Origin of the sequence: Paraburkholderia sp. NMBU_R16, from assembly GCF_013282575.1 — a bacterium.
In the GTDB taxonomy this organism is placed as follows: Bacteria; Pseudomonadota; Gammaproteobacteria; order Burkholderiales; family Burkholderiaceae; genus Trinickia.
The window spans coordinates 84,399-98,767 of sequence record NZ_JAAAYE010000020.1 but is presented as its reverse complement, the minus strand read 5'-3'; the positions used below and the strand labels follow the sequence as shown (position 1 = coordinate 98,767).

General features: G+C 64.1%; 18 protein-coding genes. 7 read left to right on the top strand and 11 right to left on the bottom strand.

All coding sequences use genetic code 11. From position 1 onward, the window contains the following. The coding region (locus GWC77_RS12835) for an acetyl-coenzyme A synthetase N-terminal domain-containing protein (RefSeq protein WP_367949040.1) at nucleotides 1-206 on the bottom strand (206 nt) is incomplete at its 3' end. 252 nt (nucleotides 207-458) lie between these two features. Between GWC77_RS12835 and GWC77_RS12830 the strand changes: the two genes are divergently transcribed. Together GWC77_RS12830 and GWC77_RS12825 are read left to right on the top strand one after the other, a co-directional pair. Then, nucleotides 459-647, top strand: a complete 189-nt coding sequence (locus GWC77_RS12830) for a hypothetical protein (RefSeq protein WP_173257278.1) — start codon at nucleotides 459-461, stop codon at nucleotides 645-647. Between the two features lie 145 nt (nucleotides 648-792). Continuing rightward, a complete protein-coding gene (locus GWC77_RS12825) occupies nucleotides 793-1,089 on the top strand; it encodes a YciI-like protein (RefSeq protein WP_173257277.1) in 297 nt (98 codons plus the stop codon). A gap of 16 nt (nucleotides 1,090-1,105) precedes the next feature. Here GWC77_RS12825 and GWC77_RS12820 read toward each other — a convergent pair whose 3' ends face one another. Next, a complete protein-coding gene (locus tag GWC77_RS12820) occupies nucleotides 1,106-1,669 on the bottom strand; it encodes a cupin domain-containing protein (protein WP_173257276.1) in 564 nt (187 codons plus the stop codon). 120 nt (nucleotides 1,670-1,789) lie between these two features. Between GWC77_RS12820 and GWC77_RS12815 the strand changes: the two genes are divergently transcribed. Then, nucleotides 1,790-2,386 carry an ATP-binding protein gene (locus tag GWC77_RS12815; protein ID WP_173257275.1) on the top strand — a complete coding sequence of 199 codons (597 nt, stop codon included), beginning with the start codon at nucleotides 1,790-1,792 and terminating at the stop codon, nucleotides 2,384-2,386. Between the two features lie 37 nt (nucleotides 2,387-2,423). On the opposite strand, the gene GWC77_RS12810 is transcribed toward GWC77_RS12815, so the two are convergent. Continuing rightward, nucleotides 2,424-3,527, bottom strand: a complete 1,104-nt coding sequence (locus GWC77_RS12810) for a saccharopine dehydrogenase family protein (protein WP_173257274.1) — start codon at nucleotides 3,525-3,527, stop codon at nucleotides 2,424-2,426. Nucleotides 3,528-3,711: 184 nt separating this feature from the next. Next, on the bottom strand, nucleotides 3,712-4,173 hold the full coding sequence (locus GWC77_RS12805; protein WP_173257273.1) for an Lrp/AsnC family transcriptional regulator: 462 nt from the start codon (nucleotides 4,171-4,173) through the stop codon (nucleotides 3,712-3,714). Between the two features lie 205 nt (nucleotides 4,174-4,378). Here GWC77_RS12805 and GWC77_RS12800 point away from each other — a divergent pair, with 205 nt between their 5' ends. Next, nucleotides 4,379-4,867 carry a Spy/CpxP family protein refolding chaperone gene (locus GWC77_RS12800; protein WP_173257272.1) on the top strand — a complete coding sequence of 163 codons (489 nt, stop codon included), beginning with the start codon at nucleotides 4,379-4,381 and terminating at the stop codon, nucleotides 4,865-4,867. Between the two features lie 74 nt (nucleotides 4,868-4,941). Beyond that, nucleotides 4,942-5,376 carry a PGDYG domain-containing protein gene (locus GWC77_RS12795; RefSeq protein ID WP_173257271.1) on the top strand — a complete coding sequence of 145 codons (435 nt, stop codon included), beginning with the start codon at nucleotides 4,942-4,944 and terminating at the stop codon, nucleotides 5,374-5,376. Between the two features lie 37 nt (nucleotides 5,377-5,413). On the opposite strand, the gene GWC77_RS12790 is transcribed toward GWC77_RS12795, so the two are convergent. The 7 genes from GWC77_RS12790 to GWC77_RS12760 form a co-directional block, all read right to left on the bottom strand. After that, the gene (locus tag GWC77_RS12790) at nucleotides 5,414-5,779 is read right to left on the bottom strand and encodes a DUF3022 domain-containing protein (protein WP_173257270.1); all 366 of its coding nucleotides are present in this window, start codon (nucleotides 5,777-5,779) and stop codon (nucleotides 5,414-5,416) included. Between the two features lie 95 nt (nucleotides 5,780-5,874). After that, a complete protein-coding gene (locus tag GWC77_RS12785) occupies nucleotides 5,875-6,957 on the bottom strand; it encodes a LacI family DNA-binding transcriptional regulator (protein ID WP_173257269.1) in 1,083 nt (360 codons plus the stop codon). 288 nt (nucleotides 6,958-7,245) lie between these two features. Continuing rightward, entirely contained in the window at nucleotides 7,246-8,244 is a 999-nt protein-coding gene (locus GWC77_RS12780) for a D-glycerate dehydrogenase (RefSeq protein WP_173257268.1), read from the bottom strand. Nucleotides 8,245-8,248: 4 nt separating this feature from the next. Continuing rightward, nucleotides 8,249-9,535, bottom strand: a complete 1,287-nt coding sequence (locus GWC77_RS12775; protein WP_173257267.1) for an MFS transporter — start codon at nucleotides 9,533-9,535, stop codon at nucleotides 8,249-8,251. Between the two features lie 56 nt (nucleotides 9,536-9,591). Next, nucleotides 9,592-10,551, bottom strand: coding sequence for a sugar kinase (locus GWC77_RS12770; protein WP_173257266.1), 960 nt, complete (start codon nucleotides 10,549-10,551; stop codon nucleotides 9,592-9,594). 26 nt (nucleotides 10,552-10,577) lie between these two features. Beyond that, the gene (locus GWC77_RS12765; protein ID WP_173257265.1) at nucleotides 10,578-11,339 is read right to left on the bottom strand and encodes a TIM barrel protein; all 762 of its coding nucleotides are present in this window, start codon (nucleotides 11,337-11,339) and stop codon (nucleotides 10,578-10,580) included. Nucleotides 11,340-11,457: 118 nt separating this feature from the next. Next, nucleotides 11,458-12,372: a LysR substrate-binding domain-containing protein gene (locus GWC77_RS12760; RefSeq protein ID WP_173257264.1), complete on the bottom strand. Its 915-nt coding sequence runs from the start codon at nucleotides 12,370-12,372 to the stop codon at nucleotides 11,458-11,460. A gap of 110 nt (nucleotides 12,373-12,482) precedes the next feature. On the opposite strand from GWC77_RS12760, the gene GWC77_RS12755 reads away from it, so the two are divergent. Both GWC77_RS12755 and GWC77_RS12750 read left to right on the top strand, forming a co-directional pair. After that, nucleotides 12,483-13,559: a YeiH family protein gene (locus GWC77_RS12755; protein ID WP_173257263.1), complete on the top strand. Its 1,077-nt coding sequence runs from the start codon at nucleotides 12,483-12,485 to the stop codon at nucleotides 13,557-13,559. A gap of 70 nt (nucleotides 13,560-13,629) precedes the next feature. Further along, entirely contained in the window at nucleotides 13,630-14,364 is a 735-nt protein-coding gene (locus GWC77_RS12750; RefSeq protein WP_173257262.1) for a glutathione S-transferase, read from the top strand. The last annotated feature ends 5 nt before the right edge of the window (nucleotides 14,365-14,369 follow it).

Here is a 14,369-nt window from a genome sequence, read left to right as displayed (position 1 = left end):
TTCGATTCGTCGAGCACCTTCGTGAACGGCTTGTGCCACGACAACGTCTCGCGAGCGAGCTTCGCCCAGAATCCTTCGTAGTCGTGCTCCGCTTGCTCCATCAGCGCGCGGTACGCGTCCATTCCGGCAATCGATGCATTGGCAACTGTTTGAGCGCTGGGCTCGTAGATGCGGCCCTCGCGCAGAACCGATTCGATGACACTCACTGTCTCCTCCATAGGGTTGAGCACGCGAGCATCGGAACGACGCGCCGAGTTGCTTTCGGATATACAAGCATCCGCTCGAGCCCGGCTTTCGCGTGCGGCCTCGATTCCCTACGCTACCGCTCTTCTCTTACCCAAAACTTACTCGGCCCCGCTTATGCGGGCATACCCGCACAGGCATGTACGCAGCTTGCTCGATTGCGATAACGGCGCATGCCGCAACGGCATCGACGGTTTCTTCAAGGGAGGTGTCTCATGGCCACACAGCAGCAGCAAAACCCCGGCCGGCAGCCGTCGCAATCGGACGAAAAGCAGGGCAGCGACGAGACGTTTACAACTGACGTTTCGGAGACCGATAGCGAAGGAACGACGGTCCGCGAGGCCGAGGTCCGCAAGGACGACCTCAGCGAAGTCGACCCCGCTACCCGCAAGGACCAAGGCTGACACTACGGCCGGCCGCCGCCGAATGGCGCTCGGCCGGCGCGGCCTGGAGCCTGCCCTCGCCCTGCATGGGCAGGCTACGTGGTCCCTCGGCTGCGCTGCTAAGATGGCGATCTCGCGACCGAGGTCCTTTCACGGGAGAATCGCCATGCACTACCTGTTGTTTTACGAACTTGCGCACGACTACCTCGAACGGCGTCCGCTTTATCGAAACGAGCACCTGAAACATGCATGGCAGGCCGTCGAACGCGGCGAGCTCCTACTCGGCGGGGCGCTCGCCGATCCGGTGGATCAATCGATCTTACTTTTTCAATGCAAGGATCCCGAGACTGTCGATGCCTTTGCGCGCAACGACCCCTATGTACGGGAGCACATCGTCACCGGCTGGAAAATCAGGCCCTGGACGACCGTGGTCGGCGAAGGTGCCGACAACCCGATCCGCTGAGGCTGCCTATCCGGCTTCAGCCGTGCCGCGTGCTTGCGCCCGGGCTGAGTCGGCGCAACAGCGCGGCGTGTTGGGGATAGCGCGCGAGAAGCGATAGCGTGTCGGCGAGTTCGAACGCGGAAAACTCGAAGCCGGGTGCCACGGTACATCCCACCAGTGCGAAGCTTGCGTCGTCCGCCGGCACGCACTCAGCCGCGAACCAGCAGCCTGCGGGCACCACGACCTGATAGGCGGCGCCTTCGTGGCTCAGTGCGGCAGCAAGCCTTCGCGTCGTCAACACACCTGCCTCATCGATCATGTGGATATCGAGCGGATCGCCTGCGTAAAAATGCCACACCTCGTCGGCATCGATGCGATGCCACGCGGAATAGGCGCCATCGCAAAGCAGGTAGTAGATGGCAGTCGATGCGGCGCGTACCGGCCCCTTCGCCGCGTTTGCCGCGTTCGCGCTATCCGCCGAAGCCAACCGCACGACGCGGGCGCCGTCGCGGTGGGTTTCCCGGTAATAGCCTCCCTCCGGGTGCGGCGCAAGCCCGAGCCGATCGATCAATGCGCGCGCGGTGGCGTTCGACACGCTCATCGGTAGTCTCTCCTGCCCGAAATGATGGGAACAGCGACGCAGTTTAGCCGCGAACGCGCCGTCCCTGCAGCCAGCCGAACCGCTACACTTGAGCGCGTCAACTTCGAAGGACATCGATCCGTGACGCACCTCGTTTTCTTCTGCGGTCATTCGGGCACCGGCAAGACTACGATTGCCAAACGCCTGATCGGCCCCCTCATGCACGAGACGGGCGAAGCGTTTTGCCTGCTCGACAAAGACACGCTCTACGGCGGCTACAGCGCGGCGGCCATGCGGGCACTGACCGGCGATCCGAACGATCGTGACAGCCCGCTCTATCTTCAACATCTGCGAGACCCGGAGTATCGCGGACTGCTCGATACCGCGCGCGAAAACCTCGAACTGGGCATCAGCGCGGTGGTGATCGGCCCGCTTTCCCGCGAAGTCCGCGATCGGCGCCTATTCGATCGCAGCTGGCTCGGCATCGGCGATGACGTCGTCATTCGCATCGTCTGGGTTTCGACGTCGGAGGAAACGGCGCACGCCCGCATCGTGGGACGGCGCAATCCCAACGATGCGTACAAGCTCGCGCATTGGGACGAGTATCGGCAGCGCCGCTTCGTACCCGACGGTGCCGCGCGCGAGGGGCTGATCATGTTCGACAATACGTCGCCCCGGCAGACCGATTTCGACGCCCTGCTCCGGACTATCGTTGCCGCCCCGGGCCCCCTGCCTTGAACATCTCTCGCCCTCGCGCCGAGTGTTCGCCGCGCGCTCAGACGGACACGGCCGCTTGCGCTTCCAACGTCGCGCCATCGTAGAGACGCCCGAAGCGGTTCGCGAGAAATTCGCGCATCGACACCTGCTCCTGCCGAATGAACCCGCTGCGCGGCAGCCTGTTCTCGCGGAAAAGATCGAGGACCGCGCACATAGCGCCCGCCGTGGTGATTTCGATCGCGCTCATCGCCACGCCGCAGAGATCCTTTGCGAAAACCTTGCGCGTGAACACCTCCTGCACGAGTTGCCCATCGCGCATACCGGTGACGGTGACGAAAATGAGCACGACGTCTTGCGCAGTGGACGGTACCGCGCGCCGCATCATCGATTTGAGCGTATCGCGGTCGCTGGCAAGCCGCATATCCTCGAGCAGAAACTGCATGAGGTCTCGATGCCCGGGATAGCGCACCGACTTGTAATCGAGCGTCTCGACACGGCCGGAGAGCGTCTCGCACAGCGTACCGAGGCCGCCCGAGGTATTGAATGCCTCGTACTCGGTGCCGTCGAGAGAGAAGTGCTCGAGCCCTTCGAGCGGCTGCACCCATTGCTTGCGCGAGTCGCGGATCGCTTCGCAGGGCTGGCAATACTCGTTGATGAGCCCGTCGACACTCCACGTCAGGTTGTACTTGAGCGCGTTGGTGGGAAACTGCGGCAACGCACCGACACGCATCTTCACGTCGCGAACCTGCGAAAAGCGGTTTGCCAGTTCGTGAGCGGCAATGCCGATGAACCCCGGCGCGAGACCGCATTGCGGCATGAACGCGTGCGCGGCACCGTCGGCCAGGCTGCGGATCGCATGGGTCGCCCGTACGTCCTCTGTCAAATCGAAGTAATGAACGCCGGCCGCCTTGGCCGCCGCAGCCACGTTGACGGCAAGGTAATACGGCAATGCGTTGACGAGTGCGTCGAATCCGTTCAGAGCCGCCTTGAGCGCATTCGCATCGGCCGAGTCGACGCGGTACGTGGAGATGCCTTGCGCCGCGAGCTTCTCGAGTGCGACTGGATCGCGATCGAACGCGGCCACTTCGTAATCGCCGGTTCCCCGCAGCATGCGGGCGATGGTGTGGCCGATGAGACCTGCTCCGACGATGGCTACTTTCATGCGCTTCTCCTTGGCGTTCTGTTTGGTGGGTGCGCCCCTCCCGCCGCGCGGGACAAGGCGAGCGCAGTCCGCGCTTCAGAACAGTTTAAGGATGCGCAAAACCGGAAAACAGGCGCAAAGTGCCGCGGGCTGCCGCTAGTTTCGTCGAAAAGACGACTCGAACCGACACTTCGACGAAACGCGCCTAGGTGAGCGTTCCGCGATCGATTTTTCGAGCGAGGATGATCGAGGTCGTTGTCCGTTCGACGCCTTCCAGCGCACCGATCTGGTCGAGCAACTCGTTGAGCCGCTCAGGGGAATCGGCCCGCAGCCACGCGACGTAGTCGTATTCGCCACTCACGGCGCAGAGCAATTGCACTTCCGGCATCTTCGCGAGCCGCTTTTGAACGTCCGGACCGTACTTCGGCGCGAGAATGATGCCGACAAAGGCATTGATACTGGCGTCCAGAACGTCCTGTCCGAGCCGTACGCCATAACCGGCGATCACCTGCGTGCGCTCTAGCCGCTCGATCCGAGCCAGGACCGTGGTACGGGCCACGCCGAGGCGGCGGGCCAGATTGGCGACGCTCTCGCGCGCGTTGGCCTGCAGCAATGCCACCAGGTTGCGGTCGAGTTCGTCGAGTTGATCGAGGCGTGGCGGTCTCATCGATGAAAGGCGGGGCGCCCGGCTAAATGACAAGCGCCGCATTATCGCTCATAGCGCTTGCTCACGGGTGCGCTTACGAGGCGGTTTCATTTGTAAGCGCATGTCTCAAGGCAGACGAATGCCGCAGCGCAGTGGTACAAATCGACTTTGCTTGGCGCAGGTCGCTGCGCGCCGGCTGCTTGTCCGAACGAACGAAGGAGCTCCAATGAAAAAAACGTTTGTCATCGTCGCGTGCACGCTCGCGGTCAACGGGGCGTTCGCGCAAACCGCCTCACAGGCGCCTGCGTCGGCGGCCTCTTCGCCCGCGACACCCGCCGCGAAGCATGAAGCTCGTATCGAGCAGCGTATCGCCTATCTGCACGATCAGTTGAAGATCACCCCTGCGCAGGAGACGCAGTGGAAGGCATTCGCCGACGCGATGCGCGAGGACGGCGAGACGATGGGTAAGCTGTACGAGCAGCGCATGAAGGGCATCGACACGGAGACGGCGCTCGACAACATGCGCGGCTACGCACAGCTCACGCAGGCGCACGCCGATGGCGCGAAGAAGCTCGTGGCGGCGTTCGAGCCGCTTTACTCGAGCCTCTCGGCAGAACAGAAGAAGCTGGCCGACACGACGTTCCGAGAGAACATGGGCCGGCACAAGCACCGCGGCGCGCCCATCCCGAAGATGCCGAAGCCTTCGCAGCAATAACGCTTGCGCATGAAAAGGCGTGCGCGATGGCCGGCTTCGGGCTACGCTCACGCCTTTGTCTTGACGCCGCTTCGATGAACGAACTGAAAGATGTCGATTTGAGCCGCGATCCTGCTGCGGACCGATACGTGAAGGACGAGACAGTCAGTGTGGCCTTCGCGCGAAGCCCCGGCACGTTGATGAGCCTGGAGGGCCCCAATCGTTACGAGCCGGGCGACGCGCTCGTCACCGGAACGGGCGGTGCCCGATGGGTCGTCGAGCGCGCGCGCTTCGATGCCAAATACCTCCCCGCCGTCCCCGGCGTCACCCACGGTGAAGCGGGTGCCTACCGCAATCGGCCGGTCGCCGTGCTCGCGAAGCGAATGACGCAACCGTTTTCAATCGCGCGCACGGCCGATGGCGATACGCTCACCGGTGCAGCTGGAGATTGGCTCATGCAGTACGCGCCCGGTGACTACGGCGTCGTGAAGGCTGAACGTTTCGCCGCCGTCTACCGTCGAGCCGATTGACGAGCCGGTCCGACGGCGTGTCCGTCATGGCCGCGGCTTATGCGAATTCGTCGCCCAATTCGATATCGACCTCGCGCGGCACGGCCTCACCGTTGGCATACTGCTCCTCCAGCGAGCCCAGCGCCGCTTCGACATACGCGCGCAGGACCGCAAAGCTGCGCGCGCGCATCGCTGCCGGCACTGCGACGTAGCGCGCATAGGCGGGCGCGGGGAGACGGACGGTCAATGTCATGCGCCGCGCGGTCGGCCCGAACCGCATCGCGACCCATTGAACGGCAAGTCCGGGCGTGCCGTCGTCCGCCGGCCGATCCGAAAAGAGCGTCTGCTCGGGAAAGAGGTCGCTAATGACGCGCGCGAGCGTTTCCAAGTGCGCGTTCGCACATTCGTAGCGATAAGCTTCCATCGTTGCGCACTCTCTGTTTTATGTCGACGACGCGTATGCGCCTGCGGATGCGGATGCCCTGACGCTCGCCGCGTGCGGCGAACCTGCCATACCGGTCACACCGGGCCGGTGGACGCCCGCGCAATCAGTTCGCCGGGCAGCATCGCTTCGCGTACCGGATCGGTCGCGCCTTCTATGCGCTCATGTAAAAACTCGACGGCCCGGTAGCCGATCGCATAAGTCGGCTGACGGATCGTCGTCACGCCGACGAGCTCGGCCCACTCCGAATCGTCGATCGCGATCAGCGCTGCGTGCTCCTGCCAGTGTACGCCGTAGCGCGCATGCAGATGCAGCGCCAAGGAAAGTGCAACCGGGCCATTGGCCGCGAACAGGGCCACCCGCTTGCGCCCTTTCGCCGTAGCGTTGGCGAGATGAGCATCGATCTCGGCATAGGCTCGGTTCATCTCTTGCGTATCGACGAGGTCGGCCACGATCGTACGTCCCATGATGGCTTGCCCGCCGCTGGCGCCGGCGCTGCTGCCGTGCTTCGCTTGCGCGAGCGCGTCCCTGAACGCGGCTTCGCGCAGGCGGCGCGAGCTGATGCGCTCGTAGGGTTGGACGACAAAGCAGATATCGTCGAAACCTTGCTCGAACAGATGCTGCATGCCCAAGCGCACCGCGGCATCGTTATCGAGACCGACCATGTCGGCCGCGACCCCTTCGACCGTACGATCGACGAGCACAGCCGGCGTGCCTTCCGCGTGAATCGGCTGCAGCGTCTCTTCACTGACACCGAGCGCATTGACGATCACGCCTTCGACGCGATACGTCGTCATCAGCTGTACGTAGCGCCGCTCCATCTCGAGTTCGTTTGCCGCGTTACATACGAGCGGCATCAGTCCGAGTGCGTGACACGCAGCCTCGACGCCGCGCAACACCTCGACGGTGTAAGGATTCGTGATATCGGCGACGAGCATGCCGATCAGCCGATTGCGCCCGCGTTTCAGCCCGCGCGCCATCTGGTTGGGCCGATAGTCGAGGCGCTTGATCGCGGTTTCGATACGCGAGCGCAACTCGGCGGAAAGGACATTCGTCTCGCCATTCAGGAATCGCGAGACGCTGGTCTTACCCGTGCCGGCTTCGCGCGCGACATCGCTGATCGTCGCGCGACGCGGTACACCAGAAGGCCGAACGTTCATCGCGCGTGTTCTCCTCCGCGAAATGCGTGCTCGAATGCAAGTGCCAACGAAAATCTCCTCGTGGGAAACAGTGGCGATCGCCAAAGGGACGCGTCAGTACTCTGCGGAGGACTGGCGCGGGTGCCGCTGCGGCTCGGCACCCGACGCGCTGACTCGCGCCGCAAAAAAAAGCGCGCCGTGGCGCGCTTCCCGACTCGTACGGTGGCCGCATCATAGCGCAGCAAGGCACGCCGCACCACCCGTCACGCCGCCGATTCACCTACGCAATCTGGGAGGTGCGTTCGCATGTCATCGCAGTTGCCGCCCAAAAACCTCTCGGTTGGCAACGTTACCGACGAGTTTGCCGTCGAGCGCATCGAGAAGATTGTGTACCGCGCAGGCAGCCATCGCGTGGCGCGTCTCGTGTGTGGCCGAGCCGATGTGCGGCAACGCGACGACCTGTGGCATGCGCAACAGCGGCGAGTCGGCGGCAAGCGGTTCGTGCTCGAAGACGTCGAGCCCGGCACCGGCGATCGTGCCGTTCCGTAGCGCCTCGATCAACGCGCGTTCGTCGACGATGGGCCCGCGCGATGCGTTGATCAGGATTGCACCGCGCTTCATGGCGGCCAGCTCTCGCGCACCGATGAGCCCCTTCGTTTCAGGCGTGAGCGGTGTCTGCAGACAAACGAAATCGGCTTCGGCCAGCAGCGTATCGAGTTCTGCGCGGCGAGCACCGAAGGCCTGCTCGGCCGCCTCGTTGGGATGCCGATTGGCATAAAGCACGCGCATATTGAAACCGAGCGCGGCGCGGCGTGCGACAGCCGAGCCGATGCGCCCGAGCCCGACGATGCCGATCGTCTTGCCCTGGACCTCGACGCCGTATTGCTGCGGCCCGATGCTACCGCGCCAGTGTCCCGCCTTGACCCACTCGGCGAGTTCGACGACGCGTCGTGCCGTCGCGAGAATCAGCGCGAAGACGGTATCGGCCGTCGACTCCGTCAGGACGTCGGGCGTATGCGCAAGGACGATACCGCGCCGGTTCAGATCGGGCACATCGAAGTGATCGATGCCGACTGAAATCGTGGACAACACGCGCAGCCGCTTCGCGCCCTCGAGCATCGCAGGCGTGATCGGCACGCTTGCACCCACGGCGCCGTCAGCGGTAGCCAGCGCGTCCGCGAGCGCCGAGGCGCGCGCCTCGGCGGATGCAAACGCGGCGGAATCGAAGAGTTCGACTTCCGCGCGCTCGCGCAAGCTGGCGAGTACGTCCGCAGGCAATGACTTATAAACGACGACACGAGGTTTCATCGATTCATTTTCCCGACGCATGGGCATGTGCGCCAACCGCTGCGCTGGCTTCAGGCTGAGCCTTGACCGCGAGTGTCAGCAGCACCGACGCGATGAGCGCCGCGCTCATGAAGGCATACGACGCAGCCGGCGAGCCCGTGGCGCCATTCAGATAGCCGACGACATACGAGCCGACGAACGAGCCGAGCGCGCCCATGCTGTTGATGAGGGCCATCGCGCCACCCGCGACGTTCTTCGGCAGCAGTTCGGGAACGATGGCGAAAAACGGCCCATAGGGCGCATACATCGCCGCGCCCGCGATGACGAGCATCGCATACGAGAGCCAGAAATGCGTGCTGCCGAGCGCATAGGACGCCGCGAACGCCGCTGCGCCGACGAGCAGGCTGGGCCACACGAACGCCTTGCGCACGCGCAGCTTGTCCGATGCCCACGAAACGACGAGCATCGCGATCGTCGCCATCAGATACGGCAGCGCCGACAGCCAGCCCGTTGCCACCATGCCGAGCGCCGAGCCGTTTTTCAGGATCGACGGCAGCCAAAGGACGAATCCGTAGACGCCGATGCTCCAGCAGAAATACTGCGCGCAGAGCTTGACGACAGCGGGGGAGCGGAACGCTTCGCCATAATTGCGCACGGGTTTGATCGTCGCTTGCTCGGCCGCGAGCGCCGCGTCGATGCCGCGCTTGTCTTCGGCGCTCAGCCACTTCACCTCGCGCGGGGTGTCGCGCGCAAGCGCCCACCAGCAAAACGCCCAGATAACGGCGGGAAAGCCTTCCGCGATGAACATTTCGCGCCACCCGAACGCATGCACTAGGTAACCCGACACGACCGACATCCAGAGCACCGTGACGGGATTGCCGAGGATGAGGAACGTGTTGGCGCGCGATCGCTCGGCCCGCGTGAACCAGTTGCTGATGAAGATCAGCATGGCCGGCATGACCGCGGCTTCGACGACACCGAGCAAGAAGCGAATGACGATGAGCGAAGGAACGTTGGCGACGACACCGGTCAGCGCCGCGCACGCGCCCCACAGAATCAGGCTGACGAAAACGAGCTTGCGCACACTACGCCGCTCGGCATAGATGGCGCCCGGAATCTGGAAGAAAAAATAGCCCAGAAAAAAGAGCGCGCCAATCAGCGAAGACAATCCCGCGCTCACGCCGAGATCCTTGTTGATGCCGGCGGCCGACGCGAAGCCGTAGTTCGCGCGATCGAGATAAGCGAGGCTGTAAGTGATGAAGACGATCGGCATGATCGCCCACCAGCGGCGGGGGGCCAGATTTCCGGGCATAGGTGTCTCCTCCATGTGAATAGGCTTGGCGCGGGGCGCGCCGAGCCTTCGTTACGTCATGCCGGGGCGGCGATCCGTTCGAGCCGGTCGAGCTCGCCGCGCGTCGGAAATCCTTCCGAATCGCCGATCACCTGGACCGCCAGCGCACCGATGCGGTTTCCGCGCGCTACCGCTTCCGGCAACGCCCGGCCTTCGAGCAACGCACTGATCACGCCCACGGCGAACCCGTCGCCTGCGCCGACGGTATCCACGACCTGCGCCACCGGCGCGGCCGCGGCATACCCCGAACATTCGGCAGTGCGGTAATAGGCGCCGCGCGCGCCCAGCTTGACGACTACGCCGCGCGCGCCCGCATCGAGGTAGCAGGCCGCAATGTCTTCAGGGTTCGTGAAGCCGGTCAGGACGGTGCCCTCTTCGAGCCCGGGCAGCACCCAGTCGGCAAGCGTGGCGAGCCGGTTCAGCGATGTCACCATGGCTTCCCGCGAGGGCCACAACGTCGGCCGCAGATTCGGATCGAACGAGATCGACTTGCCGGCCTCTCGCATTTCGCGTGCGAGGTGAAACGCAAGTTCGTGCGACGAAGCCGAAATGGCGGGGGCGACGCCCGTCAAGTGCAAGTGCCGTGCCGCCAACGCGTACTCGGGCGAATAGTCGTCGACCGACAAGTGGCTCGCGGCCGATCCCCTGCGGAAATATTCGACAGCCGGATCGCGGCCGTCATCCTGCTTAGATTTCAGTTGGAAGCCGGTCGGATACCGTCCGTCCACGCTCACGCGGCCCGCGTCGATGCCCTCCTTGGCGAGGGTATCGAGCACATAGCGGCCGAAAGAGTCGTCGCCGACGCGGCTCATCCAGCCTACCTTGAAGCCGAGGCGGGCCAGTCCGATGGCCACGTTCAGATCCGCTCCGGCGATTCGCTTCGTGAACCGGTTAACCTCCGCGAGCGGCCCCGGCTCATCCGCGACGAAAAGCGTCATCGCTTCGCCGTAGGTGAGGACATCGAGAGAAAAAGACATCGAAGACTCCCAGGTCATGACTGTGTTCAGGTCGCGGCCAACCATGCAACGCGTCGGCGCGCGTCGTCGGCGAGGCCTTGCTCGGCGAGCGGAAACTCGATCGCCCGCGGCACGCGCCGCGGCAATATCGCGAAAATCGAGGGGAAAAACGGATCGTCGGCCGCGGGCGCGCACGCAAAACGGCGCGCTCCACTTCCCGTGACCCCTTTGCAATGGATGTACTCGACATGTTCGGCGAGGGCCTGGGCCGCCGCGAGCGGTGCTTCGCCAGCCCAATGCCAGTTGCCGATGTCGAAGGTCATGCCGAGTACGTCGGGTGCCCCCTCTTCAGCGACAGCATCGAACAATGCCACGAAGCGCGCGAGTGTGTCGTCGATTGCGCGTTGACCGTTCTCGACGAGAAGGCGCGCGCGCCCCTGGGCGCAGATGCGTGCAATGGCGGCGGCGTTCGCCCGCCCGGTGAAAGTGCCCAGTTGCAGTTTGACGTATCGTGCCCCCAGCGCGTCCGCCTCGGCCTGCGCTGTCGCCAGCGCATGGTGGTCGAGCCGCCCCTCGATATACAGGCACGCTGGCGTCGAGTAGACACACCACAGGCCACGTTTGCGCGCCTCGGCGCCCAGCTTGGCGAGTGCTTCGTGGTTGGCATCGGCGTCGCTCGCAAAAAGCTCCCGCCGCACTTCGAAGCCGTGAGCGCCTGCGTCCGCCGCAACGCCCAGCCAGGGGAAATGTCCGCTACGCCAGACCGGATCGGCACCGAATGCGTTCGCAACGATCACGATCTCAGTCATCGGACACCCATTTGACGCCTTACCTGCCTCGCTGGAACCGGTTCCATTGGCAATCCAAAAAAACGGGCACCGACGACCCGACTTTCGAATGATGCTCGCACGCCCCGGTTTCTCACCATTATGGAAAGCCCTTAGCTCCGAGCGTCGCCTCGGACAGGCACATATCGATGAACGCCGTGGCGACACGGGATCCGGCGCCTTCATGCGGCACGAGAATCGAAAACCGACGTGTCAGCGGCTGCGGTGCCAGCGAAAGCGCTCGGAGCGCCCCATCCTCGTGGCGCATCGCGAGCGCCGAGACGAAACCGACGCCCATGCCTGCCCGCACCGCTTCTTTCACACCTTCGACACCCGCTACCCTGAGCGCCACGTGCATCGGCACGCCGGCCGCTGCGAATGCCTGCTCGACGATCTGCCGCACGCCGGAGCCCTCTTCACGCAATACGATGGGACAAGCGCTTAACGCACCGAGGCTGATCGTGCCAACCGCCCCGCCGGATTCCGCAAGCGGATGATCCGCCGGCACAATGGCTACGATCTCGTCCTCGCCCCAGCCGCGAAGCCCGGTTCCGGGCGGCAGTCCCGCCCCGGGCGGGCCTTCGATCATCGCGACGTCGAGCGTCTGCAGCGCGGCGACGATGTCCGCGGTGTTGCCGCCCGAAGTCATCACGGTCACTTCAGGAAAACGTCGCTGAAATGCGGCGATCAGGTACGGCAGCAAATAGCTTGCAAGGGTGGTGCTCGCGCCCACGCGCAGGCTCCCGCGCGCGAGACCTCGCAGCGCGTCGCGATAGGCATGGGCCTGCCCGTATGCGTCCCTCACGTGCCGCGCGTACTCGGCAAGTTGTTTGCCCGCGGGTGTCAGCTGTATGCCTCTGCCGTACCGGCGGTAAAGCGGTTCGCCGAACTCGTCCTGCAATTGCCTCAGTTGGCCTGAGACGGCGGGCTGCGACAAATGAAGCGCGAGCGCGGCGTGGCTGATGTTCAGATGCTCGGCGACAGAGGCGAAGGTTATCAGCTGGTCGGGGGTCATGGAGATATATATCGGCCGAGCCGATATATTACGTCGCTAATGACAATTTTTCATAGCGGTACGGCAGAAATACCATAAGCCTTGTTGCTACTCCCGTCGAAGGCACCTCGATGTCTCGCTCCTCCCCGCTTGCTTTTCCCGCCGCAACGCCCGCGGGGTCCGACAAACAGGCGCGTCTGAACGGTCTCCTGTTCGTTGCACTATTCGCCGCCGCCGTAACGCGGCTTGCCGCTCTGCCGTCGCTCGCCGCGTTGGGCGTGAGTCCGTTGATCGTAGGCATCGTGGCCGGCGCAATCTACGGCAACACACTGCGGGCCGGGATGCCTGCCCATTGGGCCAGTGGAGTCAACTTCGCTGCGCGCCGGCTGCTGAGAATCGCGGTTGCGTTCTTCGGACTGCGGGTGAGCTTGCAGGAAATTGCTCAGGTGGGCCTGCCTGGCCTCGCCGTGTCCGTCCTGGTGGTGCTCAGCACACTCGCAGTGGGAACTTGGATCGGTATGCGGCTATTCAAGCTCGACCGCGACACCGCCATGCTGACCGCTGCCGGTAGCGCGATTTGCGGGGCGGCCGCGGTGCTCGCGTTCGAATCGACGCTGCAGTCGAAGCCCGAGAAGAGTGCCGTCGCCGTGGGAAGCGTGGTGCTGTTCGGCACACTTTCCATGCTCCTTTACCCGCTGGCGTACCGCGCCGGCTGGTTGCATCTCGACGCCACAGGGGTGGGACTGTATTTCGGCGGCACGATCCACGAAGTCGCGCAAGTAGTCGGCGCTGCCAGCGATGTCGGCCCCGCGGCGACGCATGTTGCGACAATCGTCAAGATGACGCGCGTGATGCTGCTCGTACCCGTTCTCCTCATGGTCAGTGCCTGGCTCATGCGCTCGGGCGCGCGCACCCATGCCGACCGACCGCGCGCGGCCAAGCTGGCGGTCCCCTGGTTCGCGTTGGGCTTCCTGGCCTGCGTGCTCGCCAATTCCCTGCATGCGTTGCCGCATGGCGTCATTCAAGCTGCCAACGCGCTCGATACCTTCGCACTGACGATGGCCATGACCGCGCTCGGAATCGAAACGCAACTCGCGCAAGTCCGCCGTGCCGGCCCGCGTGCGTTGGCAACGGGTCTCGTCCTCTATCTATGGCTGAGTGTCGGCGGATTGGCCATCACCTGGGGCGTTCAACGGTATCTGGGTTGAACGCCCCCCCTCGCGGAGCGATCAAAGCGACGGCGCCCTGGCGCCACCGCTCGTTTCAAAGGAGAAATCGATGGCTTATGAACTGCACTACTGGAACGGCTTGCCAGGCCGCGGCGAGTTCGTCCGCCTGGCGCTCGAGGAATCGCGCGCGCCGTATATCGATGTCGCCCGCGCCCCTGCCGAGGAAGGGTATGGCGAGAGCGCCATGCTGGAGGTCCTGTCGAGCAAAAGCGAGCCGCATATTCCGTTCGCCCCGCCTTTTCTCAAAGACGGCGATCTGATCGTGCCGCACACCGCCAACATCCTGCTTTATCTCGGGCCGAAGCTTCATCTCGCGCCGAAGGACGAACTTCGCTATGTCGTGCACGGACTGCAGCTGACGATCGCCGATATGGTCACCGAGGTCCACGATACTCACCATCCGATTGCCACCGGGCGCTACTACGAGGAACAAAAGGATGCCGCCCGTGCCCGCGCAGCCGATTTCATCGAGCACCGGCTGCCGAAGTTCATGGGGTACTTCCAGCGCGTTCTGGAACAAAACCCCAACGGCGACCGATATATGGTGGGTGACAGCCTGACCTACGTCGATTTGTCGATGTTCCAGCTGATCGAGGGGCTCCGCTACGCGTTCCCACGCGCGATGAAGCGCTTCTCCACCCGCTATCCCGGCCTTGCCGCGTTGCACGATGCCGTCGCCGAGCGGCCGAACATCGCCGCTTATCTCGCCTCCGAACGACGCCTGCCGTTCAACGAGACCGGCATCTTCAGGCATTACCCCGAACTCGACAAGGACGTGCGCTGACGATG

Excerpts from the sequence above, each read along its gene's own strand:
- GWC77_RS12830 (WP_173257278.1), top strand. The coding sequence starts at position 459 with ATGGCCACACAGCAGCAGCAAAACCCCGGCCGGCAGCCGTCGCAATCG.
- GWC77_RS12825 (WP_173257277.1), top strand. The coding sequence starts at position 793 with ATGCACTACCTGTTGTTTTACGAACTTGCGCACGACTACCTCGAACGG.
- GWC77_RS12820 (WP_173257276.1), bottom strand. The coding sequence starts at position 1,669 with ATGAGCGTGTCGAACGCCACCGCGCGCGCATTGATCGATCGGCTCGGG.
- GWC77_RS12810 (WP_173257274.1), bottom strand. The coding sequence starts at position 3,527 with ATGAAAGTAGCCATCGTCGGAGCAGGTCTCATCGGCCACACCATCGCC.
- GWC77_RS12805 (WP_173257273.1), bottom strand. The coding sequence starts at position 4,173 with ATGAGACCGCCACGCCTCGATCAACTCGACGAACTCGACCGCAACCTG.
- GWC77_RS12800 (WP_173257272.1), top strand. The coding sequence starts at position 4,379 with ATGAAAAAAACGTTTGTCATCGTCGCGTGCACGCTCGCGGTCAACGGG.
- GWC77_RS12795 (WP_173257271.1), top strand. The coding sequence starts at position 4,942 with ATGAACGAACTGAAAGATGTCGATTTGAGCCGCGATCCTGCTGCGGAC.
- GWC77_RS12790 (WP_173257270.1), bottom strand. The coding sequence starts at position 5,779 with ATGGAAGCTTATCGCTACGAATGTGCGAACGCGCACTTGGAAACGCTC.
- GWC77_RS12785 (WP_173257269.1), bottom strand. The coding sequence starts at position 6,957 with ATGAACGTTCGGCCTTCTGGTGTACCGCGTCGCGCGACGATCAGCGAT.
- GWC77_RS12780 (WP_173257268.1), bottom strand. The coding sequence starts at position 8,244 with ATGAAACCTCGTGTCGTCGTTTATAAGTCATTGCCTGCGGACGTACTC.
- GWC77_RS12775 (WP_173257267.1), bottom strand. The coding sequence starts at position 9,535 with ATGCCCGGAAATCTGGCCCCCCGCCGCTGGTGGGCGATCATGCCGATC.
- GWC77_RS12770 (WP_173257266.1), bottom strand. The coding sequence starts at position 10,551 with ATGTCTTTTTCTCTCGATGTCCTCACCTACGGCGAAGCGATGACGCTT.
- GWC77_RS12765 (WP_173257265.1), bottom strand. The coding sequence starts at position 11,339 with ATGACTGAGATCGTGATCGTTGCGAACGCATTCGGTGCCGATCCGGTC.
- GWC77_RS12760 (WP_173257264.1), bottom strand. The coding sequence starts at position 12,372 with ATGACCCCCGACCAGCTGATAACCTTCGCCTCTGTCGCCGAGCATCTG.
- GWC77_RS12755 (WP_173257263.1), top strand. The coding sequence starts at position 12,483 with ATGTCTCGCTCCTCCCCGCTTGCTTTTCCCGCCGCAACGCCCGCGGGG.
- GWC77_RS12750 (WP_173257262.1), top strand. The coding sequence starts at position 13,630 with ATGGCTTATGAACTGCACTACTGGAACGGCTTGCCAGGCCGCGGCGAG.